The 26,312-nt window shown below is 61.9% G+C and carries 25 protein-coding genes; 5 read left to right on the forward strand and 20 right to left on the reverse strand.

Features of this window, described 5'->3' with window-relative positions; all coding sequences use genetic code 11:
* Positions 1-43 precede the first annotated feature (43 nt).
* From ruvX to ACWICV_RS03060, 6 genes are all read right to left on the reverse strand, one after another.
* Positions 44-517: a Holliday junction resolvase RuvX gene (ruvX, locus tag ACWICV_RS03035; RefSeq protein WP_219844133.1), complete on the reverse strand. Its 474-nt coding sequence runs from the start codon at positions 515-517 to the stop codon at positions 44-46.
* Positions 510-3,200 (reverse strand): alanine--tRNA ligase, encoded by a 2,691-nt coding sequence (gene alaS / locus ACWICV_RS03040; protein ID WP_400289115.1) that lies wholly within the window; start codon positions 3,198-3,200, stop codon positions 510-512. Before alaS ends, ruvX begins: the two co-directional genes overlap by 8 nt.
* A gap of 19 nt (positions 3,201-3,219) precedes the next feature.
* The gene (locus ACWICV_RS03045; RefSeq protein ID WP_105658293.1) at positions 3,220-3,429 is read right to left on the reverse strand and encodes a hypothetical protein; all 210 of its coding nucleotides are present in this window, start codon (positions 3,427-3,429) and stop codon (positions 3,220-3,222) included.
* A gap of 80 nt (positions 3,430-3,509) precedes the next feature.
* Positions 3,510-3,881 (reverse strand): DUF948 domain-containing protein, encoded by a 372-nt coding sequence (locus tag ACWICV_RS03050; RefSeq protein WP_400289118.1) that lies wholly within the window; start codon positions 3,879-3,881, stop codon positions 3,510-3,512.
* 125 nt (positions 3,882-4,006) lie between these two features.
* Complete coding sequence (gene rpsD, locus ACWICV_RS03055; RefSeq protein WP_105658291.1) at positions 4,007-4,633, reverse strand: 30S ribosomal protein S4; 627 nt, start codon at positions 4,631-4,633, stop codon at positions 4,007-4,009.
* A 184-nt stretch (positions 4,634-4,817) separates the two neighbouring features.
* Complete coding sequence (locus ACWICV_RS03060) at positions 4,818-6,224, reverse strand: replication-associated recombination protein A (protein WP_400289235.1); 1,407 nt, start codon at positions 6,222-6,224, stop codon at positions 4,818-4,820.
* A gap of 55 nt (positions 6,225-6,279) precedes the next feature.
* On the opposite strand from ACWICV_RS03060, the gene dtd reads away from it, so the two are divergent.
* Positions 6,280-6,717 carry a D-aminoacyl-tRNA deacylase gene (gene dtd / locus ACWICV_RS03065; protein WP_400289236.1) on the forward strand — a complete coding sequence of 146 codons (438 nt, stop codon included), beginning with the start codon at positions 6,280-6,282 and terminating at the stop codon, positions 6,715-6,717.
* On the opposite strand, the gene ACWICV_RS03070 is transcribed toward dtd, so the two are convergent.
* From ACWICV_RS03070 to hisS, 4 genes are all read right to left on the reverse strand, one after another.
* Positions 6,714-7,043, reverse strand: coding sequence for a PadR family transcriptional regulator (locus ACWICV_RS03070; RefSeq protein WP_255164399.1), 330 nt, complete (start codon positions 7,041-7,043; stop codon positions 6,714-6,716). The two genes, dtd and ACWICV_RS03070, sit on opposite strands and share 4 nt — an antisense overlap.
* Positions 7,036-8,157 (reverse strand): hypothetical protein, encoded by a 1,122-nt coding sequence (locus tag ACWICV_RS03075; RefSeq protein ID WP_454090752.1) that lies wholly within the window; start codon positions 8,155-8,157, stop codon positions 7,036-7,038. Before ACWICV_RS03075 ends, ACWICV_RS03070 begins: the two co-directional genes overlap by 8 nt.
* 165 nt (positions 8,158-8,322) lie before the next feature.
* A complete protein-coding gene (gene aspS, locus ACWICV_RS03080) occupies positions 8,323-10,110 on the reverse strand; it encodes an aspartate--tRNA ligase (RefSeq protein ID WP_105658286.1) in 1,788 nt (595 codons plus the stop codon).
* A gap of 89 nt (positions 10,111-10,199) precedes the next feature.
* Entirely contained in the window at positions 10,200-11,522 is a 1,323-nt protein-coding gene (gene hisS / locus ACWICV_RS03085; protein ID WP_400289240.1) for a histidine--tRNA ligase, read from the reverse strand.
* Between the two features lie 143 nt (positions 11,523-11,665).
* Between hisS and ACWICV_RS03090 the strand changes: the two genes are divergently transcribed.
* Both ACWICV_RS03090 and ACWICV_RS03095 read left to right on the forward strand, forming a co-directional pair.
* Positions 11,666-13,024, forward strand: coding sequence for a DUF349 domain-containing protein (locus ACWICV_RS03090; RefSeq protein ID WP_133833327.1), 1,359 nt, complete (start codon positions 11,666-11,668; stop codon positions 13,022-13,024).
* Positions 13,025-13,084: 60 nt separating this feature from the next.
* Positions 13,085-13,708 carry a hypothetical protein gene (locus tag ACWICV_RS03095; RefSeq protein ID WP_400289242.1) on the forward strand — a complete coding sequence of 208 codons (624 nt, stop codon included), beginning with the start codon at positions 13,085-13,087 and terminating at the stop codon, positions 13,706-13,708.
* Between the two features lie 27 nt (positions 13,709-13,735).
* Here the strand turns inward: ACWICV_RS03095 and ACWICV_RS03100 are convergent, their stop codons facing one another.
* The 9 genes from ACWICV_RS03100 to pdxT all read right to left on the reverse strand — a co-directional run bounded on the left by ACWICV_RS03100 (position 13,736) and on the right by pdxT (position 23,364).
* Positions 13,736-16,003 (reverse strand): RelA/SpoT family protein, encoded by a 2,268-nt coding sequence (locus ACWICV_RS03100; RefSeq protein WP_105658282.1) that lies wholly within the window; start codon positions 16,001-16,003, stop codon positions 13,736-13,738.
* A 238-nt stretch (positions 16,004-16,241) separates the two neighbouring features.
* Positions 16,242-17,210, reverse strand: coding sequence for a protein translocase subunit SecF (gene secF / locus ACWICV_RS03105; protein WP_105658281.1), 969 nt, complete (start codon positions 17,208-17,210; stop codon positions 16,242-16,244).
* Positions 17,203-18,927 (reverse strand): protein translocase subunit SecD, encoded by a 1,725-nt coding sequence (gene secD, locus ACWICV_RS03110; RefSeq protein WP_400289244.1) that lies wholly within the window; start codon positions 18,925-18,927, stop codon positions 17,203-17,205. The genes secF and secD overlap by 8 nt, the downstream gene beginning before the upstream one ends.
* A gap of 60 nt (positions 18,928-18,987) precedes the next feature.
* Positions 18,988-19,398, reverse strand: a complete 411-nt coding sequence (gene yajC, locus ACWICV_RS03115) for a preprotein translocase subunit YajC (protein ID WP_105658279.1) — start codon at positions 19,396-19,398, stop codon at positions 18,988-18,990.
* A 187-nt stretch (positions 19,399-19,585) separates the two neighbouring features.
* Positions 19,586-20,635, reverse strand: a complete 1,050-nt coding sequence (gene ruvB, locus ACWICV_RS03120; RefSeq protein WP_105661370.1) for a Holliday junction branch migration DNA helicase RuvB — start codon at positions 20,633-20,635, stop codon at positions 19,586-19,588.
* A gap of 26 nt (positions 20,636-20,661) precedes the next feature.
* Entirely contained in the window at positions 20,662-21,279 is a 618-nt protein-coding gene (gene ruvA / locus ACWICV_RS03125; protein ID WP_105658277.1) for a Holliday junction branch migration protein RuvA, read from the reverse strand.
* 108 nt (positions 21,280-21,387) lie between these two features.
* A complete protein-coding gene (gene ruvC / locus ACWICV_RS03130) occupies positions 21,388-21,987 on the reverse strand; it encodes a crossover junction endodeoxyribonuclease RuvC (RefSeq protein ID WP_105658276.1) in 600 nt (199 codons plus the stop codon).
* A 3-nt stretch (positions 21,988-21,990) separates the two neighbouring features.
* Positions 21,991-22,749, reverse strand: a complete 759-nt coding sequence (locus ACWICV_RS03135; protein ID WP_400289246.1) for a YebC/PmpR family DNA-binding transcriptional regulator — start codon at positions 22,747-22,749, stop codon at positions 21,991-21,993.
* 3 nt (positions 22,750-22,752) lie between these two features.
* Complete coding sequence (gene pdxT, locus ACWICV_RS03140; protein ID WP_105661372.1) at positions 22,753-23,364, reverse strand: pyridoxal 5'-phosphate synthase glutaminase subunit PdxT; 612 nt, start codon at positions 23,362-23,364, stop codon at positions 22,753-22,755.
* A 159-nt stretch (positions 23,365-23,523) separates the two neighbouring features.
* Here pdxT and ACWICV_RS03145 point away from each other — a divergent pair, with 159 nt between their 5' ends.
* A complete protein-coding gene (locus ACWICV_RS03145) occupies positions 23,524-24,357 on the forward strand; it encodes an aldo/keto reductase (RefSeq protein WP_454090751.1) in 834 nt (277 codons plus the stop codon).
* The gene (locus ACWICV_RS03150) at positions 24,341-25,036 is read left to right on the forward strand and encodes a DUF6226 family protein (RefSeq protein ID WP_400289251.1); all 696 of its coding nucleotides are present in this window, start codon (positions 24,341-24,343) and stop codon (positions 25,034-25,036) included. Before ACWICV_RS03145 ends, ACWICV_RS03150 begins: the two co-directional genes overlap by 17 nt.
* A gap of 1 nt (position 25,037) precedes the next feature.
* Here ACWICV_RS03150 and ACWICV_RS03155 read toward each other — a convergent pair whose 3' ends face one another.
* Positions 25,038-26,255 (reverse strand): CapA family protein, encoded by a 1,218-nt coding sequence (locus ACWICV_RS03155; RefSeq protein ID WP_400289252.1) that lies wholly within the window; start codon positions 26,253-26,255, stop codon positions 25,038-25,040.
* Between the last annotated feature and the right edge of the window lie 57 nt (positions 26,256-26,312).

Consider the following 26,312-nt stretch of genomic DNA (forward strand, 5'->3'; position numbering starts at 1 on the left):
ACTCTCATCTCTCGGGTCTTTGTGGTGCCCTAGCGGTTGTGGGCTAGCGCAGCACAATCCGGCTGGCTTGTACGCGCACATTGTTGCGTCGCATTTCCAGCACTTGCTGCAAGATCTCAGTGGCCGCGACCTGGTCGACCACCTTGCGGTGATCTTCCATCTTCTTGCCCGAGGCGTGCAACGAGCGATGCGCGTTCACGGTGCTCAGGCGTTCGTCGACCATGAAAACCTCAAGCTCGATATTAGCGCTTGCAGCTTCCTGGGCCAAGGCAATCGCGTAGTCACGTGCCATTTTAGTGGATTCGGTCGCGTTTCCAGCCAGTGATTTCGGCTCCCCGATGAATACCTCGGTGACGCCGCGATCGGCAATGATGCGCAGAAGCATCCGCAGATCCGAGTTCTTCTTCGCATCCCGGCGCAGGGTCATCACCGGAGTGGCGAGGATTCCGGAGGGATCAGATGCGGCGACGCCGACGCGGGCCAGGCCCACGTCGACGCCGAGAGCGGCATTAGCCATTGGCCAGTGCCGCCTGGATTGCAGCCAGTGCGTCATCGATCTTCGATGCGTCCTGGCCACCGCCCTGTGCCATATCGTCCTTGCCGCCGCCTCCGCCGCCGAGCACGCCGGTAGCGGTGCGCACCAGCGCGCCGGCCTTGAAGCCGTTGGCGCGGGCCTCGTCGTTGGTCACAGCCAGCACCAGCGGGCGGCCGTTGGCCACGCCGATCAGCACGATGACTGCGGCTTCGGAACCCAGCTTGGCGCGCAGGTCCAGTGCCATGGTGCGCAGGGCGTCAGCCGAGTCGATCTGCCCGGCGTTGTGGGCCAGCAGTCGGGTGCTGCCGATGGTGGCGACCTTCTGCAGCAGCGCTGCGGACTGGGCCAGCATGGCCTGGCTCTTGAGCTCGGCGATCTGCTTCTCGGCGGCCTTCAGCTTGGCAACGGTGTCGTTGACGCGCTCGGACACCTGGCTGGATGGAACGCGGAACAGGCCCGAGAGCTCGGAAACCAGGGCGCGCTCGGCGGCTCCGTGGCGGAAGGCTTCCATGCCGACCAGGGCCTCGACGCGGCGATTGCCCGAACCGACCGAAGCCTCCGAGAGCAAGGTCAGCTGGCCGATGCGCGCGGTGGTGTCCACGTGGGTGCCGCCGCACAGCTCGCGCGACCAGTCGCCGTTCATCTCGACCACGCGCACGTCGTTGGAGTACTTCTCCCCGAACAGGCTCATGGCGCCCAGCTTCTTCGCCTCGGACAGTGCCATCTCATTGGTGACGACCTGGTAGTTCGAGGCGATGGCCAGGTTCACTACCTCCTCGACTTCGCTGCGTGCCGCGGCGGATAGCGCCTCGGCCCAGGAGAAGTCGAAGCGCAGGTAGCCGGCCTTGTTGAAGGAACCGGCCTGGGTGGCCGTTGGGCCAAGCAGCTCGCGCAGCGCGGCGTGCACCAGGTGGGTGGCGGAGTGCGCCTGCTCGCCGGAGCGGCGGCGCACCGCGTCGACCTGGGTGCGAACCAGTGCTTCGGCTGGCAATTCGCCTTCGCGCACGATGACCTTGTGCACGTTCAGGCCCTTGACCGGGGCCTGCACGTCGGTGACTTCCAGCACGAAGCCGTCGCCGGTGATCAGGCCGCTGTCGCCTGCCTGGCCGCCGGACTCGGCATAGAACGGGGTTTCGTTCAGCACCAGGTCGATTTCCTGGCCCTGCTCGGCGAATGGCACAACCTGGCCATCGCGGATGATGCCGCGGATGGAGGATTCGCCTTCGAGGGTGTCATAGCCGGTGAAGTGCACGTTGCCGGCCTCGGCCAGCTGGGTGTACACCGACAGGTCGGCGTGGCCGGCCTTCTTGGCCTTGGCGTCCTTCTGGGCGCGGGTGCGCTGCTCGTTCATCAGTTCGCGGAAACGCGACTCGTCAACGGACAGGCCAGCTTCGGCGGCGATCTCCAAGGTGAGGTCGATCGGGAAGCCGAAGGTGTCGTGCAGGGTGAAGGCGTCATCGCCCGAGAGGTTCTTGCCTTCCTCCTTGGCGTGGCCCAGTGCCTCGTCCAGGCGGGTGGTGCCCGAAGCGATGGTGCGGCGGAAAGCGCGCTCTTCGGCGTAGGCGATGCGGGCAATGCGCTCGAAATCGGCCTCCACCTCGGGGTAGACGCCCTTCATGGCGTCGCGCGATACCGGGAGCAGCTCAGGGAGCACCTCGGTGTCCACGCCCATCAGGCGCATTGCGCGCACGGCGCGGCGGATCAGCCGGCGCAGCACATAGCCGCGGCCTTCATTGCCCGGGGTGACCTGGTCGGAGATCAGCATCAGCGAGGAGCGGATGTGGTCCGCGATCATGCGCAGGCGCACGTCGGTGGCGTGGTTCGGGTCGGCTGGATCCTCGGTGGAGGTGTAGGCGACGCCGGCAAGCTCGGCGGCCTTGTCGAGCACCGGACGGACCTGGTCGGTCTCGTACATGTTCTCGACGCCCTGCAGGATCATGGCTAGTCGTTCCAGGCCCAGACCGGTATCGATGTTGCGCTTGGGCAGTTCGCCGGCCACATCGAAGTCGGTCTTGGAACGTACCGCGGAGAGTCGGTACTGCATGAACACGAGGTTCCAGATTTCCACGTAGCGGGTCTCGTCGACCGCTGGGCCGCCCTCGACACCGTAGGCGGGGCCGCGGTCGTAGTAGATCTCGGAGCATGGACCGCCGGGGCCGGGCTGGCCGGTATTCCAGTAGTTGTCTTCCTTGCCGGTGCCTACGACGCGCTCGGTAGGCATGCCGATCTCTTCTTCCCAGATGCGGCGGGCTTCAAGGTCCTTCTCGTCTCCGTCTTCGTAGACGGTGACCCACAGGCGTTCCTTGTCCAGGCCGTAGCCGCCGTCTTCGACGGAGCTGGTCAGCAGCTCCCAGGCGAAGTGGATGGCTTCGTTCTTGAAGTAGTCGCCGAAGGAGAAGTTGCCGCACATCTGGAAGAAGGTGCCGTGACGCGCGGTCTTGCCCACTTCTTCGATATCGCCGGTGCGGATGCACTTCTGCACGGAGGTCGCACGGGAGTACGGGGGCTCTTCGCGCGCGGTGAGGTAAGGGATGAACGGGACCATGCCGGCCACCGTGAACAACAGCGAAGGGTCGGCCGAGACCAGCGAGGCACTAGGTACCGCCGTATGGCCCTTCGAGACGAAAAAGTCGACCCAACGACGGGCAATTTCCTGCGTTTTCATCGTGTTACGGATGATCCCTTCACTTAGCGGCGTCCACGCCCAAGGCGGAACGTAATTCTTCTTCGCGGGAGCTCATTCCTTGGCGGAAGGCTTCCCAATATTCCGAGGCGCGGTCGGTGTACTTGCCGACCTGGCGGTTTAGCGCCGCCCCGGATGAAACTTCAGCGTATTTCTTGGACGCGAGCACGCCAACGCCCACTCCAATCGAAACCCACAAGAGCTTTTTCATTCTAGTCTCCTTGGCGGCCACCAGTTGGCCGTATCCTATTCAGCGCGCCGATACGTGTTCGATCAAACAGCGTTGCTTGCTTAGCGGCTGCGGCGAGCCTTGCCGCTTGGCTTGGTGTTCATCGCGACCTTCACGCCTTCGGTGAACGCGGCAACCTTGATCAGCGGTTTGCCAACGGTGGCTGCTACCAGCGAGGACAGCGCGGACACATTGGCGGTGGTGTCAGAAACGTTGCTGGTGATGGCATCGACCTTCTTGAGCTGGTCGTTGGTGGTCGCCACGGTGTTGGCGACTTCGCCGATCAGCGGAGTGGTTCCGTCAGCCAGGTCCTTGATCGATTTGCGCAGCTCGTCGAACACCTTGCCCAACTTAATGATCGGCACTGCCAGCAGCACAACTAGTACAACAAACGCGCCGGCGGCGATGAGCCCTGCAATATCCGAACCCGACATGTGCTTCCTCTTCTGCTTTGGGTTTTTGGTGCCAGTCCACCTTATCGAAGTCAGAGCCCAGATAGGTAGTTAAGCGACAAGCCCGCAACCGTTTCCGGTTGCGGGCTTGGAACTAGCGCACGGATTTAGCGTGCGTAGTACTCGACCACGAGGTTCTCTTCGCAGGTCACTGGGATTTCGGTGCGCTCTGGGGTGCGCACGAAGGTAGCCTGGAGGGCTTCCAGCTTTACGTCCAGGTAAGCAGGAGCGGCTGGCAGCACCTTCGAGTGCTCACCTGCTGCAGCCATCTGGAATGGAACCATCTTCTCGCTCTTCTCGTGTACGTGGATCAGCTGACCCGGCTGTACCTTGAAGGACGGACGGTCTACACGCTGGCCGTTGACCAGGATGTGGCGGTGAACAACCATCTGGCGGGCCTGCTGGATGGTGCGGGCGAAGCCTGCACGCAGAACCAGGGCATCCAGACGGGACTCGAGCAGAGCCAGCAGGTTACCGCCGGTTTCGCCGCCGAGGCGCTTAGCTTCCTTGAAGGCGCTCAGCATCTGAGCTTCGCGGATGCCGTACTGGGCACGCAAACGCTGCTTTTCGCGCAGACGTACTGCGTAGTCGCTGTCCTGCTTCTTACGGGCGCGGCCGTGCTGGCCTGGACCGTATGGACGGCGCTCCATGTACTTTTCAGCTTTTGGAGTCAATGCAAGGCCGAGCGCACGCGAAAGGCGTACGGTGCGGCGGGCACGGGCGTTAGCCATAATGTGTCCCTTTCGATTAGCGACGGTATCTACTGGCCTCCAGGTGGGAGAGTGTGTGGGCGTCGCGTCCCTGCTTCACTTCAACCCTGCCTCCACGCTCGATGACTCGAATGCGGGACAAGGCTTGCCAGCCAAAGATCAAGTTTACACGAAACGGCAGCAGCTTTCTCTGAGGCCTAGCGCACAATCAGCGCTTGCCCTTGGAGCGCTGCGGATCCTTGCCCCGGATAATTTCACGCAAACGGGACAGGCGGGACCCTATGGTTTTTTCCGCACCGTTATTGGTCGGCGTGTAGTAGTCGGTGCCCACCAGATCATCGGGCAGGTACTGCTGGGTTGCGATGGAGTGCGGAGCATCATGGGCGTAGATGTAGCCCACGCCATGGCCCAGCTGCTTGGCGCCGGGATAGTGCGCGTCACGCAGGTGGTCGGGAACCAGCGATCCCTTGCCTTCGGATACGTCGGCCAGGGCGGCGTTGATCGCATTGTACGAGGCGTTGGACTTCGGGGCCGTAGCCAGATGAACCGTTGCCTGCCCGAGCATGATCCGTGCTTCCGGCATGCCGGTGAGCTGCACCGATTGGGCGGCTGCTACGGCAACGGGAAGTGCGGTGGGATCGGCCATGCCGATATCCTCCGAGGCCGAGATCATCAGGCGGCGGGCAATGAACCGGGGGTCCTCCCCCGCAGAGAGCATTCGCGCCAGGTAGTGCAGGGCCGCGTCCACATCCGAACCGCGGACGGACTTGATGAACGCGGAGATGATGTCGTAGTGCTGGTCGCCATCCTTGTCGTAGCGCTGGACCGCCTGGTCCATGGCCAGCTGCACATGGTCGTCCGTAATCAGCACCGGTGGATCGATGCCGGCGCCCGCGGCGTTCCAAGCCACCGCGCCGGCTGCTTCCAGCACGGTCAGCGAGCGTCGGGCATCACCCTGGGCCAGGCGGACAATGGCGTCGCGCTGCTCCTCCTTGAGGAGCACCTGGCCGTCGAAACCCCGCTCGTCGGCCACAGCGCGCTCGAGCAAGGTGGACAGGTCGCCGTCGGTCAGCGGACGCAAGGTCAGCAGCAAAGAGCGCGAAAGCAGCGGCGAGATCACCGAGAAGGAGGGATTTTCCGTCGTCGCAGCTACCAGGACGACGACACGGTTTTCCACGCCGGGCAGCAGTGCGTCCTGCTGGGCCTTGTTGAAGCGGTGGATCTCATCGAGGAAGAGCACGGTGGTAATCCCGCGCAGATCGCGGTCATCCTTGGCCTGTTCGATGACTCGCCGGACATCTTTGACACCGGCGGTGATGGCCGAAAGTTCCACGAATTTGCGGTCGGTGGCGCGGGCGATCACGTGGGCGATGGTGGTTTTGCCAATTCCCGGAGGGCCATAGAGGATCACACTGGCAGGTCCAGCCAACCCGGTTTCAGGGTTTTCGGCCAGCTGCCGCAAGGGTGAACCCGGGCCTAGCAGGTGTTGTTGGCCGACGAGCTCATCCAAGGTCTTCGGGCGCATGCGCACCGCCAGTGGCGGACGGGGCCGGTTGACTTGGGGCTCACGCGCATCGCGTGGCTCATCGGACAGGGAATCGAACAAATCGCTCACCCCCTAAGCCTACCGATATTCTGGAAGCCCCACCGTCTTTTGAAAGGTCCGCCATATGCGCGCTGTCGTCCAGGTCGCTTCCACCGCCCATGTTGAGGTTGAAGGGCAGATTACCGGCCAGCTCGACTCCCCCGGTTTGGTGATCCTACTTGGGGTGACCCATGAGGATGATCAGGCGATCGCACGCAAGGTGGCCGAAAAGATCTGGCAGCTGCGGATCATGGAGGATGAAACCTCCGCAGCCGGGGTGAATGCACCACTGCTAGTGATCAGCCAGTTCACCCTGTACGGTTCGGTGCGCAAGGGCCGCCGCCCATCCTGGTCCAATGCGGCACCCGGTCCTATCAGCGAACCTCTGTACGACTACTTCGTGGAGCACCTGCGCAAATTGGGTGCGAGCGTTCAGACCGGTGTATTTGGCGCGATGATGAATGTCTCGCTGACCAATACCGGACCGTTCACGATGATCGTAGACTCGGCAGACCTCCCCTAGCGGCCGGTGCTTTGTACCAGTTGGGTCAGTTGTTCGAAGCTGGCTCGTTGCTCGGCTAGTTCCACCCGGCCGGTGGCGGAGAGTTCGTAGACCTTTCGCCCCGGGCCACCTTGGCCTTCTTCCCAGCGGGTTTCAACAAAACCCGAGGCCTCGAGTTTGGCCAATGCGGGGTAGAGCGTGGCTCCCTTGATCGGCCCGAAACCGCGTTCCTGCAGGGATTTCGCCAGTGCATAACCGTGGGCCTGGCCAGCCGAGAGTTCGGCGAGTAAGAGCATCGGCAACATGGCGCGTTGCCAGCTACCCGGAAAGCCTTCGGGCTTAGTCATCGTCGCGCTCCTGCAGTGCCCGGGCATTGGCTGCTCGTTCCTTGAGCTTCTCTTGGACGTAGGCCTTGCGGTCAGCCGGACGCAGCTCGTAAACGCTCACCGCGGCAAACACCAGCACTGCGACCCCAAAGAAAATATCCCCGCCATTTCGCGCTGGATCCATCAGGCCAGCGACCGCGCCGACCGCGAATAAAGCGACTACGGCCAAGGTGGCCATGCGGCGTAGAAGCCAACGACGCTTGAGCGCCTTTTCGGTGTTCACTGCCAGCCCAATCACGAATTCATTGGGCGTTCCGAATTCAAGGTTTGGGTCAGCTTTTTCGCCTCGGGTCGCCGCATCATCGAGATGTTCTCGCGCAGTACTCAGCGACTCGTTGGCTTCCTTGTGACTCATGCCGTAGCGTCCGCGCAGCAGTCTGGTGGTTTCCGCGAACCACTCGTCGGTGCCGAGAAGGATTTGTTGCCCGCCAGCGGCTTTCTGCGCTTTATAGGCAGGCATCAGATAGAAGCAAGCAACCACCAGCGCTGCGCCAAGAATTGGAGCTAACCAATTTGGCAGGGGCAGCAGATTATTGCTTCCTCCTATCTGCACGATTAGAGCGGCAGCTCCAACCGACACGAGGATACCTACCGGTCCCAGTATCCAGGACAGGCCGAATTTCCCCTTCAATCGGTTAAACCACCACAGGTATCCCGATAGTGCGATCCCTGCCCCGGCAGTTAGAGCAGAAAGCTGCCAGTAGTGCCACGAACTCGAGGTCCACCCATCGCGGAACCCAATCCAGATTCCAAATCCAGTGCACAGCAGGCCAACAAGCATCCCAACAACCGCCAATAGCGCAGTACTTGATTCGACGGGAAGTTCCGCGTCCGCGCGCTGCTCTGGCGTCAATAGACATTGAGCCCGCGTCGCACCATATTCGCCCGAATGGCCAAAGAGTTCCTCGGCCCGCTGCCCGCTATCGCGAACCATGCTCAGGGTGCGGTCCAGTTCGAGCGCCACCTGCGCATTGGTGAGGTCGTTCCACACCATTGAAGCGAAAAAGGTTTTAGCCCATTCCTGGTCCGCTTCTGGGTAACGTTCGATGATATCGTGTGGTTCTTCTGCTGGCACGTATCGCTCCAAAGTGGTCGTGAGAACTGGTTCTGCAAACTAAGTCAAAAACAAACCTAGTATTAAAAATACTCATAGTCCACCAAAAGAGCTAATTCCAGGTTAAAAAGAAGCCGGATGGAACGCATTCAAGCGTTCCATCCGGCATTGCGAAGCTGCGTGAGCCTACTTGGCTTCGGTCTCTTCGGCCTTCTTCTTCTCAGGCTTGAAGTCGATGCCTGCTTCCTTGCGCTGCTGCGGGGTGATTGGTGCAGGAGCCGCGGTCAGCGGATCGAAACCGCCACCGGTCTTCGGGAAGGCGATGACGTCGCGGATGGACTCCGAGTTGGTCAGCAGCTGCAGCACGCGGTCCCAACCCAGGGCGATGCCGCCATGCGGTGGGGCGCCGTACTTGAAGCCCTCGAGCAGGAAGCCGAACTGGGTGTCAGCCTGCTCCTGGGTTACGCCCATGAGCTTGAAGACGCGTTCCTGGACGTCGCGCTGGTGGATACGGATCGAACCGCCGCCGATTTCGTTGCCGTTGCAGACAATGTCGTAGGCGTAGGACAGGGCCGATGCAGGATCGGTGTCGAAGGTGTCCATGAACTCCGGCTTGGGGCTGGTGAACGCGTGGTGCACAGCGGTCCAAGCGCCAGCGCCCACGGCCACGTCACCCGAAGCGACAGCGTCGGAGGCAGCTTCGAACATCGGTGCGTCGACGATCCAGACGAAGGCCCAGTCGCCTTCCTTGATCAGGCCGGTGCGGTGGCCGATCTCGACACGGACCGAACCGAGCAGTGCGCGGGATTCGTTCTTCTTGCCGGCGGAGAAGAAGATGCAGTCTCCGGCGGCTGCGCCGGTAGCTGCGGCCAGTCCGGCCTTCTCTTCGTCGGACAGGTTCTTGGCCACTGGGCCAGCCAGCTCGCCATCTTCCTTGATCAGCACGTAGGCAAGGCCCTTGGCACCGCGCTGCTTGGCGAATTCCTGCCAGGCATCCAGGGTGCGTCGCGGCTGCGATGCGCCGCCAGGCATGACCACGGCGCCGACGTACTCGGACTGGAAGACCTTGAAGGAGGTGTTCGCGAAGTACTCGGTCATTTCGGTCAGTTCCAGGCCGAAGCGCAGATCCGGCTTGTCCGAACCGTACTTGGCCATGGCCTCCGAGTACGCCATGCGGCGGATCGGGGTCGGGACCTGCACGTCGATCAGGTTCCACAGTTCGGTGACCAGCTTTTCGCCGAGCTCGATGATGTCATCTTCCTCGACGAACGATGCTTCGATGTCCAGCTGGGTGAACTCCGGCTGGCGGTCCGCGCGGAAGTCCTCATCGCGGTAGCAGCGGGCGATCTGGTAGTACTTCTCGAAGCCGCCGACCTGCAGCAGCTGCTTGAACAGCTGCGGGGACTGGGGCAAGGCGTACCAGCTGCCCGGGGTCAGGCGGGCCGGCACGACGAAGTCGCGGGCGCCTTCCGGGGTGGAGCGGGTCAGCGTCGGGGTTTCGATCTCGATGTAGCCCTGGTCGTGCAGCAGGTTGCGTGCCACGCGGTTGGCCTCGGAGCGCAGGCGGATGTTGCGGGCCGGGGTCGGGCGGCGCAGGTCCAGGTAGCGGTGGCGCAGGCGCGCTTCCTCGCCGACCTCGACGTGCTCGTCGACCTGGAATGGCAGCGGGGCTGCGGTGTTCAGCACGGTCACGGTCTCAGCGATGACCTCGATCTGCCCGGTAGGCAGGTTCGGGTTCTCGTTGCCCTCCGGGCGGCGCTCGACGGTGCCGAGAATCTGCAGCACGAACTCATTGCGCAGCGGATGGAAGTCCTCTTCATCGCGCACGACGACCTGGGCCACGCCCGAAGCATCACGCAAATCCAGGAAGGCGACACCACCGTGGTCGCGGCGACGCGCGACCCAACCGGTGAGTGTGACCTGCTGTCCAATGTGCTCGGCGTTCAAGACGCCCAGCTGATGAGTGCGTAGCACTACGATCCTTTCGGTCGGTTGGGAAAGTTTCTTCCCATGAAGTTTAGTGCACCGTGATTGGTGCGCGGGCGGGCGATCAAGCCCGAGAACTAGCTGATGGCGATCTTCAGGTCCGCTTCGGCCGGCATCCAGGTGGACGGATCCGCGGCGACCTGCTCGCCGGAACGGATGTCCTTGACCTCGTGGGCGCCATCGGCATGGGTGAACCAGACGAACGGAATCCCGCGTCGATCAGCGAATTTGATCTGCTTGCCGAACTTCTCCGCGCTGGCTGCTACCTCGCAGGCGATGCCGCGCTCGCGCAGCTGCGAGGCTACATCCTGCGCTTCGTGCCAGGACTCGTCGTTGGCCAAGGTGACATATACCACCGAAGGCACCGAACGGCTTGCGGTCACGGACTCTTCTGCAAGGATGCGCGAGACCAGGCGGGTGACGCCGATGGACAAGCCCACACCCGGGTAGTTCTTCTTGCCCTTGGAAGCCAGCGATTCGTAGCGCCCGCCCGAGCAGATCGAACCCAGGGATTCGTGGCCCACCAGCACGGTTTCGTACACGGTGCCGGTGTAGTAGTCCAGCCCGCGGGCGATGGACAAATCGGCCATGACCTTGCCCGGTGCGCGCTTGGATGCGGCATCGATGACCTGCGAGAGCTCATCCAAGCCGGTTTCCAGCAGTTCGTGGCTGACGCCCAGTGCGCGGACCTGCTCCACGAAGGACGTGTCCATGGTGCGGATCTTGGCCAGGGCCAGGGCGGCGGCGGCCTGCTGCGCGGTGGCGCCGACTTCTTCGACCAGGATCTTGGCGACGGCGTCATCGCCGATCTTTTCCAGCTTGTCGATGGCGCGCAGGACTGCATCCGGATCTTCCAGGCCCAGGCCGCGGTAGAAGCCCTCGGCCAGCTTGCGGTTATTCACCCGCAGGCGGAAATCGCCGATCGGCAGGGCGGACAGCGCGTCAGCAATGGTCAGCGCCAGCTCCACGTCGTAGCTGAAGGGCAAGGTGCCATCGCCCACGACATCGATGTCGGCCTGGGTGAATTCGCGGAAGCGGCCATCCTGCGGGCGTTCGCCACGCCAGACCTTCTGCATCTGGTAGCGGCGGAAGGGGAAGGCCAGGTGGCCTGCGTTCTCCACCACGTAGCGTGCGAAAGGCACGGTCAGGTCGAAGTGCAGGGCCAACGCGTTGGGATCGTTCTTCTCATCCTCCGCGGCCAGCCGGGACAGTCCGTAGACTTCTTTGTCGATTTCGCCCTTGCGCAGAAGTTGCGCTCGGGTTTCCACCGCACGGGTCTCGATGTTGGCGAATCCATGCAGTTCGAAGACGTGGCGCAAGGTATCGAGCACATGCTGTTCAACTGCCCGTTCGGCGGGAAGCCATTCCGGGAAACCTGATAGTGAGGCCTTGCGTGCCATGAAACTCCTTAGTGCAAATTGGGCTACCTACCCATCTTATAGCCCGAAACCCGAGAAACCTGTGCACGTCGGCTTACTAAGAAGCGGAGGTCACAGGTAGAGTTGGCTAAAGCAAGTGCTCGTAAAGTGAAAGAGTTTCAGCGGTGACCACCAGTCAGCAATCCGACGACAGCCAGAAGACCCCATTGCCACAGGCCCAGAAGCCTGCCGCAAAGCCGGTTGTAGCGCCAAGCGTCGCACATACCACTCCCCTCGACGAAGCGGCAAAGTTCGCCCGTGTTACCGAGGACGGCCACGTCTTCGTGATCATTGACGGCGCCGAATTCCCAGTGGGCCAATACCCCGACGCAACCCAGGACGAAGCCCTGGGCTACTTCGTGCGCAAATACGACGACGCGCTCTCGCAGCTGATGCTCCTGGAGCAGCGCGTCGTTGCCAAGGCCCCGGCCGGCGAGCTCAGCAAGGCTGTGCAGGCGCTCTCGGCCACCGTTGCCGAACGCCATATGGTCGGCGACATCCCGGCGCTGGAAACGCGCCTCGAGAATGCCCGCGTAGCCGTCGAGGCATTGACCAGCGAACAGCGCAAGGCCAACGACGAAGCTCGCGCGGAACAGCTCGCTGCCCGCGAAGCCATCGTCGAACAGGCTGAAGAGCTGGCCGGCAAGCGCCCGGAGCAGATCCAGTGGAAGACCGCTTCGGCGGCGATGAACGAGCTGTTCGACGCCTGGAAGGGTTCGCAGCGGTCCTCGGTGCGCCTGCCACGGTCCACCGAAGACGCGCTGTGGAAGCGATTCCGCTCCGCCCGCACCACCTTCGACCGCCATCGCCGGGCCTACTTCTCGCAGCTGGATTCAACCAACGCGGCCGCCAAGGAAGTGAAGGAAGAGCTGATCGCTCGCGCCGAGGTGCTGCAGGGGTCCACCGACTGGACCGCTACCGCCGCCGAGTACCGCAAGCTCATGGACGAGTGGAAGAAGTCGCGCCGTGCCTCGCGCAAGGACGACGACCAGCTCTGGAGCCGCTTCCGCGCCGCCCAGGATGTCTTCTTCCAGGCCCGCGCCGCGGCCAACGCCAAGATCGATGAAGAGTACTCCCAGAACCTCGTGGTGAAGGAAGCCCTGCTGGAAGAAGCGCGCGCGCTGCTTCCCATCAAGGATCTGGCTGTTGCCAAGAACAAGCTGGATTCGATCCGCACCCGTTGGGAAGCTGCCGGCAAGGTGCCGCGCAATGACCTGCAGCGCATCGAGTCGGCTCTGCGCCAGGTCGAGGACGCGGTCAAGGGGGCCGAGGACGAGCAGTGGCGCCGTTCCAACCCGGAGACCAAGGCCCGCTCCAACTCGATGCTCTCGCAGCTGCAGGACACCATCTCCGCCTTGGAAGATGATCTGGCAGCAGCACAGGCCAAGGGCAACGCCAAGCAGATCGCGACAGCCCAGGAGGCCCTGGATGCACGCCGCATGTGGCTGAGCACCTTGGAGAAGTCGGCTGCCGACTTCCAGTAAGTAATCCACAGATCGCTTGCACACCGCCAACGCGGCGGCGCGAACTGGTTCAGTAGCTCTATGGAAACGAGAAATTCCCCAGCTACCGGACCTCGCGCCGCCGCGTTGCGCATTCCCGGGGACCTGTGGATCGCTGGTGAGATGTTCACCCGCAACGAGCTGCACGCCATGGCCCACAACGGCCTGCTGCTCGAGGTCCTCGGTGATTATTTTTTGCCCAGCAGCATCCGAGTCAACGCGTCGGTGCGGGCACGGATTGCGGGTTTCGCCTGTGGCCGCGAGCTGGCCCGCGATGCGGTGCTAGCTCGCCAAACTGCAGCCTGGATCCATGGGCTCTTGCCGTCAGTGTCCACATTGTGCATCTACGCCAAGAGCTACCATCGGCCGTTCTACCCCGGGCACGGGCTGAGGGCGGAATTCGCCCAAATGCAGGTGCCGGATACGGACATGGTGTTCCGCAGCCGCATCAGGGTGACCACCGCATTGCGCAGCGCCTGCGACTGCGCGAAATACGATCCATTGCCCATTGCCAGCCGCGTTCTGGGCACAGTCGCGGCCCTGGCAGATCCCTACCTGACTTTGGACGCCATCAAACAAGCCCTGGCATCCGAGGTTCCCTCACCCGAGCGATCCCGAGCCCTGCGCCTGGTCCAGTCCTTCTCCGATACGGCGCAAGCGGCCTAGGCTGCCGCCGCGGGGTGCACCGCGCTATTAGCGGCGGGACCCTGCGGTGGTGCGGTAGACATCGTAGACGCCATCGATGCGGCGTACTTGGTTCAGCACGTGGCTCAGGAACTTGGGGTCGCCCATTTCGAAGGAGAAACGGGAGATTGCCACACGGTCCTTGCTTGTCTGCACACTGGCCGAAAGGATGTTCAAGTGGCTTTCGGAGAGGATCCGGGTGACGTCGGAGAGCAGCGACTTGCGGTCCAATGCTTCGACCTGGATCTCCACCAGGAACACGCCATGGTGCTTGGTGGCCCACGTGACATTGACCAGTCGATCCGGCTGCTCGGCGAGCTGCGTCAGATTCAGGCAGTCGGTGCGGTGCACCGAGACTCCGGCGCCACGGGTTACGAAACCCTGGATTTCATCTGGCGGCACTGGGGTGCAGCAACGCGCCAGCTTCACCAGCACATCCCCCAGGCCCTCGACGATCACGCCGGCGTCGTTGCCCGTAGCCGGGCTGGGAGCCATTGGGCGGACTACCGCTTCCTCATCGACCTGTTCGGCTTCTGGAGGGCCAATCAGGGCCGTTAAATGCTCAATGACGTTCTGTGCACTGGTATGGCCGTCACCCACGGACTGGTACAGGGCCGAAATGTCCGTGTGGTGCAGTTCGTTGGCTACCGCCGTGAGCAGGTCGTGAGTCATCAATTTCTGCAATGGCAGCTGGTTGCGACGCAGTTCCTTGGTCAGCAGCTCCTTGCCCTTTTCGATGGCCTCCTCGCGGCGTTCCTTGGAGAAGTAACCGCGGATCTTTGCCTTGGCACGAGGCGAGCGGACAAAGTTCTGCCAATCCTGGGATGGGCCAGCGCCTTCGGCCTTCGAGGTGAAGACCTCCACCACATCGCCCTGCTTGAGCTCGGTATGCAGTGGGACGAGCTTGCCATTGACGCGGGAGCCGATGGTGCGGTGGCCGACGTCGGTGTGGATCGAGTAGGCGAAATCCACCGGTGTGGCACCAACCGGCAAGGACATGATGTCGCCCTTGGGGGTGAACACATAGACTTCAGCGGAGCTGATCGTGTAGCGAAGGCCGTCCAGGAACTCTTCGGAGTCGGCGGTATCCGCCTGCCACTCCATCAAGGAACGCAGCCAATCCATATTCTGTTCCGGCGAAAGCATGGAGTTATCGGTCTGCCCATGCTTGTACTGGAAGTGCGCTGCTACGCCGTATTCGGCGCGTACGTGCATATCGTGGGTGCGGATCTGGATCTCTACCGGCTTGCCTTCAGGACCCATCACCGTGGTGTGCAGCGACTGGTAGAGGTTCAGCTTCGGGATCGCAATGTAGTCCTTGAAGCGGTTAGGCAGTGGATTCCACTCCGCGTGCACGACGCCCAGGGCGCCGTAGCAGTCCTTGACGGTATCCACCAGGATGCGCACGCCCATGAGGTCATGGATATCGTCGAAGTCCTTGCCGCGCACGATCATCTTCTGGTAGATCGAGTAGTAGTGCTTTGGCCGTCCGGAAACCGAGGCATGGATGGCGACATCGCCGAGATCGCCCGAAAGGGTCTGGCGGATCGAGGAGAGGTACTTTTCACGTTCCGGAGTGCGATCGCCCACCATGCGGACGATCTCCTGGTAGACCTTCGGGTGCAAGGCAGCGAAGGACAGGTCCTCCAGCTCCCACTTGACGGTGTTCATGCCCAGACGGTGTGCCAGCGGTGCGAAGATCTCCAGGGTTTCCTTCGCCTTGCGCGAGGAAGATTCCGGGGATACGTAGCGCCAGGTACGGGCATTGTGCAGGCGGTCGGCCAGCTTGATCAGCAGCACGCGGATGTCGCGGGACATGGCCACGACCATTTTGCGCACGGTCTCTGCCGGGGCCGCATCGCCATAGGTGACCTTGTCCAGCTTGGTCACGCCATCGACCAGCATGGCGATTTCCTCGGAGAATTCCTTCTTAACCGACTCCAGGGAGTAATCGGTGTCTTCAACGGTGTCGTGCAGCAAGGCGGCGGCAAGAATCGAGCCGGTCATCCCCATCTCCGCCAGGATCGTGGCGACGGCGACCGGGTGCGTTATGTACGGGTCGCCGCTCTTGCGCTTCTGGCCTTCATGGTACTTTTCGGCGACCTCGTAGGCGTGGACCAGCAGGTCCAGATCCGCCTTCGGATGCTTGGACTTGACCGTGCGCAATAGCGGTTCAAGGGTCGGCGATGTGCTCGGGGTGCTCCCCCGGCCAGCAAAGCGCACCAAACGAGAGATAGAGCGTCGTTTCGAATTGTTCAGGTTAGGCGTATTCGCCATGCCCCGCTCCTTCCCGTTGCCGTTGGATTCTTTCCCGAGCCTGCGTGAAGCCCGACGGAATCCAACGGTAGTTCCGGGCCACCAGATCACTGGTAGCCGTGCACTGAAAAAACACCTTCTTTAGTTCAAACGTTATAGCACGTTCGGGCGGTGACAACTAATTACGCATCTTCCCGCTTAAGCGAATTGGTGCCCCCAGCAAATGCTGGGAGCACCAAATTCAGATCTTCGGATCGGTTTAGGCAGCAGCCATCTTCTTATCGTGCGCTACCACGTCGTCGTCCTTGTGGCGGAGCCAATGGAACATTGGCGCCTGCACGAACAAGGTCGACAGGGCCGAGACGATGATACCGACGAACAGCGCCAAGGACAGGTCCTTGAGCGTACCGGCACCCAGCAGGTAGGAGCCGATGAATAGGATCGCGGCCACTGGAAGCACGGCAACGACCGAGGTGTTGATCGAGCGAACCAGGGTCTGGTTCACAGCGAGGTTCACCAGCTGCTCGAAGGTGCGCTTGGACTGCTGGGTGTAGTCCTTGGTGTTTTCGCGGACCTTGTCGAAAACCACCACGGTGTCATACAGCGAGTAGCTCAGAATGGTCAGGAAGCCGATGATCGCGCTGGGCGTGATTTCGAAACCGGACAGCGAGTAGATGCCCGCAGTCACGATCACCACGGTAATCAGTCCGACGATCGCTGCCAGCGACATCTTCCAGGTTCGGAAGTAGGCAGCCATCAGCAAGCCCACCAGGACCACGAAGACTACCAAGCCAACCAGTGCCTGGCGCGAAACGTCTTCACCCCAGGTTGGGCCGATGAAGTTACTGGTAACTTCATCGCTGGAGACGCCGTAGTTCTCCGCGAGCTGGCCGGCGATGGCCAAGGTCTGGTCATCGCTCAAACGCTCAGTCTGCACGCGCATGGTGCCCGGAGCAATGTTGGTGACCGTTGCCTCGGAACCCGAAGCCACCGAGCTAACAGTTTTTTCACCAATCGAGATATCAGTGTTCTGCACATCCGAAACGGTGAATTCAGAACCACCGCGGAAGTCGATGCCCAGGTTGAAGCCGCCCTTGACCACTGGAAGCAGGATCGACAGCATCACCAGAATACCGGCGATCAGGAACCACAACCGGTACTTGGAGGTGAACGGGTAGGAACGCTTGCCGGTGTAGAGCTCGTTGCCCCAAGTGACTAGCTTATTCATTGTTCTCCTCCTGGGCCTTGGCCTGCGTGCTGGCTGGCTGTTCGGCCTGTGCACGGCGACGCTCGGCAATCGTCATGCGCTTGGCGGCCTCAGCCGAGGCCTTCGCATTCTTCTTGCCGCGGTTTGCCACAACGTTTTCATCGAAGCGGCGAACCTTGCCTGCACCTTGGTACAGCGGCTTGACGCCAAGCAACGATGGATCCATGCCCGAGAGCGGGTGGCCGTTGGCGAAGAACTTGGTGCGTGCCAGCAGGACCAAGGTTGGATGGGTCAGTCCGTACACGACCACGAGGTCAACGATTGCGGTCAGGCCCAAGGTGAAGGCGAAGCCTCGCACGTTGCCCACGGCAACGATGTAGAGCACTACTGCAGCCAACACGTTCACGGCCTTGGAGGCCAGAATGGTGCGCTTGGCACGCTTCCAGCCGATATCCACGGCGCTTGCCAATGGCCGGCCTTCGCGCAGCTCATCTCGAACACGCTCGAAGTACACGATGAACGAGTCCGCGATCAGGCCGATCGCTACGATCAAGCCAGCCACGCCCGCCAGCGACAGGCGGTAGTTCATGCCCCAGCCAAGCAGGACCAGGCAGAGGTAGGTCAGCACACCGGCGACGAGCAGCGAAGCGATGGTCACCAAGCCCAGGGCGCGGTACTGGAACAGCGAGTAGATAAATACCAGGACCAGGCCGATAACACCGGCAATGAGGCCCGCGGTCAGCTGGTCAGCACCCAGCGTTGCAGAAACCTGGCGCTCTGACTGGATGTCGAAGCTGATTGGCAGTGCGCCGTACTTCAGCTGCTCGGCCAGCGCCTGCGAGGTGTCCTGGGTGAAGCCACCGGAAATCTGCGGACGGCCATCGGAGATCACCGCATTGGTGGTTGGCGCCGAGATGGTCTCGCCATCAAGCACGATCGCGAACTGGTTCTGCGAACCCTGCAGGGCAATCAGACGCTGCGTGGTGTCGGCGAAGATCTTGGTGCCTTCGGCATTGAACTCGATCACGACAACCCATTCGCCGGTGACCGAACCGTTGACGCCGCGAGCGAGCTGCGCGTATGCGTCCTTGATCTTGTCGCCGGAGATTTCCTGTGGGCCAAGGATGTACTTGACGCCCATGTCCGTATCGCAGGAGATCATTGGCTTGGCTGGGTCCGCAGCGTCCCCGCCGCGGTCCTTGAGCTCGGTTTCGCAGTCGTAGCCTTCAAACTCCTGGAAGAGCTCTGCGGTGATCCAGTTGGTGTCCGATGGGTTCTCTGGCTTGCCCTCAGGCTTTGGCAGTTCTTCCTTGGGAGTGCGATCTTCCTCAGGGGTGGCTGCGTAGCTGCCGGTGATCAGCACCGGGCGGAACTCCATGTTGGCCGAGGCCTGGATCAAATCGCGAGTGGTCTGGTCCGGGGTGCCGGGCATCGAGACCACAACGTTGCGACCGGACTGGGTGGTGATTTCCGATTCGGTAACACCGGAACCGTCCACACGCTGGCGGATGATCTCCACCGCTTGGTCCAGTTGTTCTTGGTTGATTGCTTCGTCGCCCTGGACCCGAGGGGCCAGGATCATCTCGGTACCGCCTTCGAGGTCGAGGGCGAGCTTCGGTCCCCATCCGGTTTTACCGTTCGCTGCACCGGCTATCAACACGCCAGTTGCGATGATGAAGACGATCAGCAACCATAGCAACGCTTTGCGCGCCTGCTTAACAGGTCTGATTGATGACATCTATTGTGCTTTCTGGTTTGGGTGGCTTAGCCTTCAGGCCACCGCTATGCTGCCCGGGACTTAGGCGTTGCGCTCGTCCTTGCCCTCATCGTTCAGGCGACGCAGGGACTCTTCCGGGGTTTCGGTGGTGCTGGCGGATTCTGCTGCGCCGTCGGCCACGGCCGGGGTTGCTGCATCCTTGTCCAGGAAGGTGGCAATGGCCTGGCGGTGCAGGTTCAGCACTACGCCCGGTGCGACCTCGACCTGGACGCGATCCTCTGCGTCAACGCCGACGACGGTGCCGAAGATACCCGAGTTGGTCATCACCTTGGCGCCTGGCACGGTGTTGTTCTTCAGCTTCTCCTGCTGGGCGGACTGCTTCTTGCGGCCACGGAACATCATGAAGATCAGCACTGCGAACAGCGCGACCATCAGGATCAGCGAAGGGTTGAAGCCGCCACCAGCGGCCTGAGCGATTACGAGGGGATTCACGTATTTACCTGCTAACGAATTGTTGCGATTTGATCTGAAGTTCTGGGATGCTGTTGCGGCTATTTCTGGCGTAATACAGCAAAGACGCCCCACCTCGCCCCGAAACGGGCATAGGTCGGGCGTCTTTAGTCTAATGCGTCACGGTGAACCGGCAGACCATTTACGCGGGCAGTGAAGTAATGCCTGCCTAATCCTCATCGTTTTCATAGCTTTGCGCACTGGCGAAGATCGCATCCTTTGGCATCGCCAAGCCCAGATGCGCCCAGGCCCCGGGCATGGCAATACGACCGCGCGGGGTCCGGCCCATCAGCCCTTCGCGCACCAGGTATGGCTCTGCGACGGTCTCGACGGTTTCGGTTTCTTCACCCACGGCGATGGCCAGGGTCGATAGCCCCACCGGTCCCCCGCCGAATTTGGTGCACAAGGCTTCGAGCACACCCCGGTCCAGGCGATCAAGGCCACGTGCATCGACCTCGTACATATCCAAGGCGGCCTCGGCCGCTTGGGCATCGATCTCTTCGAGCTTATGCACCAGCGCCCAGTCACGCACGCGACGCAGCAGGCGGTTGGCGATACGGGGCGTACCGCGGGAGCGTCCGGCGATCTCGGTGAACGCGGCCGAAGTGACGCTCAGATCAAGCATCATGGCCGAACGGCGCAAAACCAGTTCAAGCTCCTTGACCGCGTAGAACTCCAGATGGCCAGTGAAGCCGAAGCGGTCACGCAACGGGCCGGGCAATAGTCCGGCGCGCGTGGTTGCGCCAACGAGGGTGAAGGGCGGAAGCTCCAGCGGAATGGCCGTGGCGCCGGCGCCCTTTCCGACGATGATATCTACGCGGAAGTCTTCCATGGCCATGTAGAGCATTTCCTCGGCCGGCCGGGACATGCGGTGGATTTCATCGAGGAACAGCACCTCGCCTTCGGTCAACGACGAGAGGATCGCGGCCAAGTCACCGGCGTGTTGGATCGCTGGGCCGGAGGAAATGCGCAATGGCGCGTTCATCTCGGCGGCGATAATCATCGACAAGGTGGTCTTGCCCAGGCCCGGCGGGCCAGAGAGCAGAACGTGGTCCGCGGTGCGTTCGCGGATTTTCGCTGCTTCAAGCACCAGCGAGAGCTGCTGGCGCACTCGGGATTGGCCCACGAAGTCGTCGAGGTTCCGCGGGCGCAGGGCCGCTTCGATTACCCGTTCCTCGGGTTCGCTGCCGGCATTCGTGAGCCCGGTAGAGTCATTCATGATCAGTTGATCCTCTCGCAGACCGCTTAGGCGCGGGTTCCGCTGGACATGCTGCGCAGTGCAGCACGCAAGATTTCTGCGACGTTGCCGGTGGCAACGACATCTGGATCAGCCTTGGACAGCGATTTCAGGGTGCTGGTTGCATCCTTTTCGCTCCAGCCCAGGCCGGTCAGCGCCTCGATCACCTGCGGTTCCCAGACGCTCGCGTTGCCGCCGCCAGAAACCGGGGCCGCTGGCGCGCCAGTCGGGATCAGCTTGCCGTTCAGTTCCAGCACGATGCGGCTCGCGCCCTTGGGGCCAATGCCCGATACCTTGGTGAAAGCGGCGGTGTCCTTGGTGTTCGCCGCGATGCGGACTTCCTCCGGAGAGTGCACCGCCAAGATGGCCAAGCCGGTGCGTGGCCCGATGCCCGATACGGAAACCAGGACCTCGAAGACATCGCGTTCCTCAGCGGTAGCGAAGCCGAAGAGGGTCATCGAATCCTCGCGGACCACCATGGAGGTGAATACCGTAGCCTCGCGTCCTGCCTGCAGGGTGGACAGCGTCCCGGGGGTGGCATTGACCAGCATCCCGAAGCCGTTAACGTCAATTACCGCGGTGTTCAGGGCTACCGCCTGCACGGTGCCGGTCAATGAGCTGATCATGCCACTCCTTGGGATATATGTTCGATCGAACCCAGTTTATCGAAGATACCTACGAATATCGATCCGCCGCGTTCCCCGGTGGGTCGAGGCCGCTGCCGTGCTGGCCGGCTAGCGGCGCACTGCGCGGCGCTTGGCCGACGCCTCGGCGGCAATCCACGCCTGCTGCGCACCGGTCAGCTGCGACGAACCACCGGCATTAGCCGCGGAGGCCGAGGCATTCGAGCCGGTGGCCGCACCGCGCCAACCGTGGGTAATCGCCAAAGCCACCGCATCAGCGGCGTCGGCAGGCTTAGGCGGTTCATCGAGCCGGCAGATCTTGGCAACCATCTTGCCGATCGCCGCCTTGGTGGCCTGTCCCGAACCGGTAACCGCCGCCTTGACCTCGGTCGGCGTGTGCAGGGCCACGGGTATCCCGCGTCGCGCTGCCGCGGTGATGACAACACCGGTGACCTGCGCGGTGCCGATGACCGTGGAGACGTTCGCCGAAGCGAACACGCGTTCCAAGGCGAGCACATCGGGCTGATGAAGATCCAGCCATTCGTCGATGGCGTTGGCGATCTTCAAGAGCCGGGCATCGAGCGGAGTGCCCGGAGGGGTGCCGGCGACGGTGACGTCCACCAGCGAAACTTGCCTGTTTGCAGCGACGTCGACCACGGCAAGACCGCAACGGGTCAGGCCGGGATCGACGCCAACAACACGTAAGGCCAAGCCTTACTGCTCTTCGTCCAGCGCGGCGCGAACCTCGTCGGACAGATCAGCGTTGGTGTAGATGCCCTGGACATCATCCAGTTCTTCCAGCGCGTCGTAGAGCTTGAGGAACTTGCGAGCTCCATCAACGTCCAGGTCGACCTTCATCGATGGAATGAATTCCATTTCGTCGGACTCGTAGGCGATGTCCGCTTCATCCAGTGCAGTGGCCACAGCGCGCAGGTCCGAAGGATCGCAGACGATGGCGAAGTTCTCGTCCTCGTCCATGATCTCGTCGGCACCGGCGTCCAGCACGACCATCAGCAGGTCGTCTTCGGTCAACTCGCCCTTGGGCAGGCGGACAACGCCCTGGCGGTTGAACAGGTAGGCGACCGAACCCGGGTCGGCGATGGTGCCGCCGTTGCGGGTGATGCCCACGCGCACCTCGGAGGCTGCACGGTTCTTGTTGTCGGTCAGGCACTCGATCAGCAGGGCCGAGCCCTGCGGGCCGCGTGCTTCATAGATGATCTCGGTGTAGTCGACGACCTCGCCGGTCAGGCCTGCGCCGCGCTTGACGGCGCGGTCGATGTTGTTGATCGGCACGGAGTTCTTCTTGGCCTTGCTGACAGCAAGTTCCAGTGCCGGGTTGCCGGCCATGTCGGCGCCGCCGGCACGGGCGGCAACTTCAATGCCCTTGATGAATTTTGCGAAGGCCTTGGCGCGCTTGGCGTCGATCGCGGCCTTCTTGTGCTTGGTAGTTGCCCATTTGGAGTGGCCTGACATGCTTTAAGCGTCTCCTCGCGTGAGATTGATGAAAAATTGGTGGATAGCGGTGCTGCCGGTGACTTCCGGGTGAAAGCTGGTTGCCAACAATTTTCCCTGGCGTACTGCAACAATTCTACCCTGTTCGTGATCCGTCCCCGCTTGAACGGTGCTGATCACTTGCACGTCCGGGCCAATTTGCACGGCTTCCGGTGCGCGGATGAACACCGCTTCGAGATTTTGCCCGTTGAAGTCCAGCTGGTGCTCGAATGAGTCGATCTGGCGCCCGAACGCGTTGCGCTTGACCGTCATGTCGATGCCGCCGAAGCTTTGCTGTACCGCGCCATCTCGCGAGATTGCAGGGTTCTCGATGCGATCGGCCAGCATGATCATTCCGGCGCAGGAGCCGTAGGCTGGCATGCCTGCTGCGATGCGCTCCTTGATGGGACCAGCTAGCCCGTAGTTGCGGGACAGCCGGTCAATCACCGAGGACTCGCCGCCGGGAATCACCAGCGCGTCAACCTGCTCCAAATCGACGACGGTGCGCACCATGTGCGTGCGCTGCCCGAGCCGTTCCAAAGAGGCCAGATGTTCGCGGAAATCCCCTTGCAGAGCGAGGACGCCTATTTTCGGCATGGTTCTAACCTTCATGGTGTTCAGTGGTTGGCAGCACGAAAAATGCGCCGAAATAACGTTAAACCCAGAGACGCCGTGCGCCTGTTTTGTTTCCCGGTGTGTCGCGGATTCTTCGACGCCGCCTCCCGGCAAGTGGTGGAACTTGGTAGGTTCAAGGACATGATTGCTGATATTTCTTCCCTCGAACTTGCCGGTGGCGTGAACATGCCCTCGATCGGTTTGGGCACGTGGCCCATGCGTGGACAAGAGGCGGCCGCAGCGGTGCTGTCCGCCCTCGACGTGGGCTACCGCCGCATTGATACAGCGGAGAACTACGAGAATGAGGACGCCGTGGGCAAGGCCCTGGCACAGAGCCGGCTTCATCGCGATGAAATTTTCGTAACCACCAAATTCAACAAGCAATGGCATTCGACCCAAGGCGTGCGCCAGGCGTTGGAGAACTCCCTGGACCGCTTGGGTCTTGAGTATGTGGATCTGTTCTTGATCCACTGGCCCAACCCCCAGCAGAACACCTATGTCGAAGCCTTCACTGAGCTGGGCAAACTAGTAGACGAGGGCAAGATCCGGGCTGCGGGAGTCTCGAACTTCAAGCCCTACCAGCTGCAGAACGTCCTGGATTCGGGGCTCGTGCCGGCGCTGAACCAGATCCAGGTTGATCCTGAACGGCAAAGCGTCGATTGGCAAGGTTTCAACACCGAGCATGGCGTTCGGACCGAAGCCTATTCCCCGCTCGGACGCAAGAAATCTGGACTCCTTTCACATCCTGCCCTGGTCCGGATCGCCCAAGCGCAGGGGAAGAGCAGCGCGCAGGTGACCCTGCGCTGGCATGTCCAGTCCGGGCGGGCAGCGGCACCGAAATCGGCAGACCAGCGGCGGCAGAGCGAGAACCTGGACATTTTCGACTTCCAGCTCACCCAGGCGGAAATGGCCGCCATCAATGCCATGGATACTGGTGCTGGCCCCTTCACCGATTCGGATGAGTTCGGGCACTGAATTCCCGCAATACCTGTATGCGGCAGAAACGGAGAACCCAAACATGCTTCACGGCTACCAGCGCCCAGATATCGAAGTGGCGGATTACTTCGACGAGCACGGTGCGCTGATCCCCTATGGCCAGCGTTGGGATGGGCTGCCTCCAGCGGACAGCTATTCGCTGACCTCCCATGTGCAACGTTTCGCCCCGGTGCCGCAGGTAGCCCAGGCGTTGCTGGATTGGCTGCGCGAGCAGTTCGAGGTGCGTTGCTTCGAAGATCCCGGGCTGGCCAGGCAAATGCGGATTCAACCGGGCCATGTGGTGCGCTCTGTTCGCGTATTTCCGATGGATTCGCGCTGCGCGCCACTGGGCATGGTCTTCACCACGTTTCCCGCGGTGCACCTGGAGCTCGGCGCGTTGTACCGCGCGACATTTCCGCCGTGCGGCTGCGATGGATGCGACGAAGTTGTCCCAGAAATCCTTGAGGAACTCGAGATCCAGGTGAGTGCCGCCGCGTCCGGAGGATTCGGCGAGTTCCTGGATCGAGGCATGGACCGCCTCGTGCACTGTTTCGACGTTGACGGGACAGGATTCGGCGAGCAGTCCCGCGGCCTCGAAGACATATCGCCGGCACGGCTAGCCAGAGCACGCGCAATTCTTCCCTCAAGCCGCGTGTGGGCACCTTGGCCATTGCGCTAGGTCAGTCCAGCGTCCACTCTCGAAGTCCGTCGTCGAATGCGCCATAGGCATTCACTGTGGCCTCGCTGCGCTTCAAGGAGGCTTTTGCTTCATCTTCCCGTATGCATCCAGCAGCATCGAAGACTTGGCACCAGGCCACAGGTTCATTTGAGAGCTGGTGCGGTACCCACCGCAATTCGCTGACATCCCATTCGCCGGGCGCTCCCTGGGTAAACGTTGCCTTTACGCTGATGCCTTCGCGGTTGAGAATGGTTGGTGTGGCGTGTTTTGCCACGGAATTGCCCAAACCGTAGACGATCCAGGTTCCGTCGTGCTTCTCAATGGGCAATACCGAGTGGGTGTGGTGCATGTAGATGAAATCGAAGACACCGGACTCTGCCAAGGCTCGACCGAGCCTTTTCTGGGACGCTGTCGGTTCGGTGCTGTATTCAGCCCCATCGTGCACGGCAGCCACGACGATGTCCGCTCCCGCCATGCGCGTTGCCTTGCCCCTGGCGATCAGTTGCTGCGCATCCACCCCGGTATCGACTTGCCAGTCAGCTTCTTCCGGCAAGCCATTGAGCGAATAGGTGCTGGTTACTACACCGAGCTTCACGCCTTCCATGTCCAGGATCGATGGCTTCTCGGATTCTTTTTCACTGCGGTAGGAGCCGGTCGCGAAAAGCCCATTCGCTTCCAGAGCGTCCAGCGTTCGCTCTACTCCGGCCGTCCCGGCATCTACCGTGTGATTGGTGGCAGTGGTGCATCCGTCGTAGCCAATAGCGCCGAGGTCGGCCAGGATTCGATCTGGGACCGTGAACCGCGGATACCCCGAATACGGAGGGACACCAATCGGTGTTTCCAGATTGCATAGCGCCACATCTGCGTCCTGGACATAGGGTGCCAGGCCCGCAAGCAAGGGGCTGAAATCGTAGTCGCCGCCGTTGCCCGTTTCCGCTCCAGCCGCTTGCTTCGCTTCATCCAATAGCTGCGGATGCAGCAGTACATCGCCGGTAACCATCAGCGATAGCTCTTCGGGCGCCGAAGGTGCGGCCGAGGCATCCGCTATGGCTGAACTCGGAGCCGGTTCCGGCGAGGCAGGAACGCTGGCCTGGACGGAAGGCTGCGGGGTTGCTGGTTCTGCGTGATCGCTTGGGACTGCAGAGCAACCGCCAATCAGCAATGCGGCCAGCAGCGTTGAGCTCAGCGGAAGAAATGCAGGCAGTGCACGTTGGGGCATGCATCGAGCCTAGCTCAGCTGGGCATCTGGGGTGTAAATGCAAGCTAAATCACGTTT

This window comes from Glutamicibacter sp. NPDC055354, assembly GCF_053644955.1.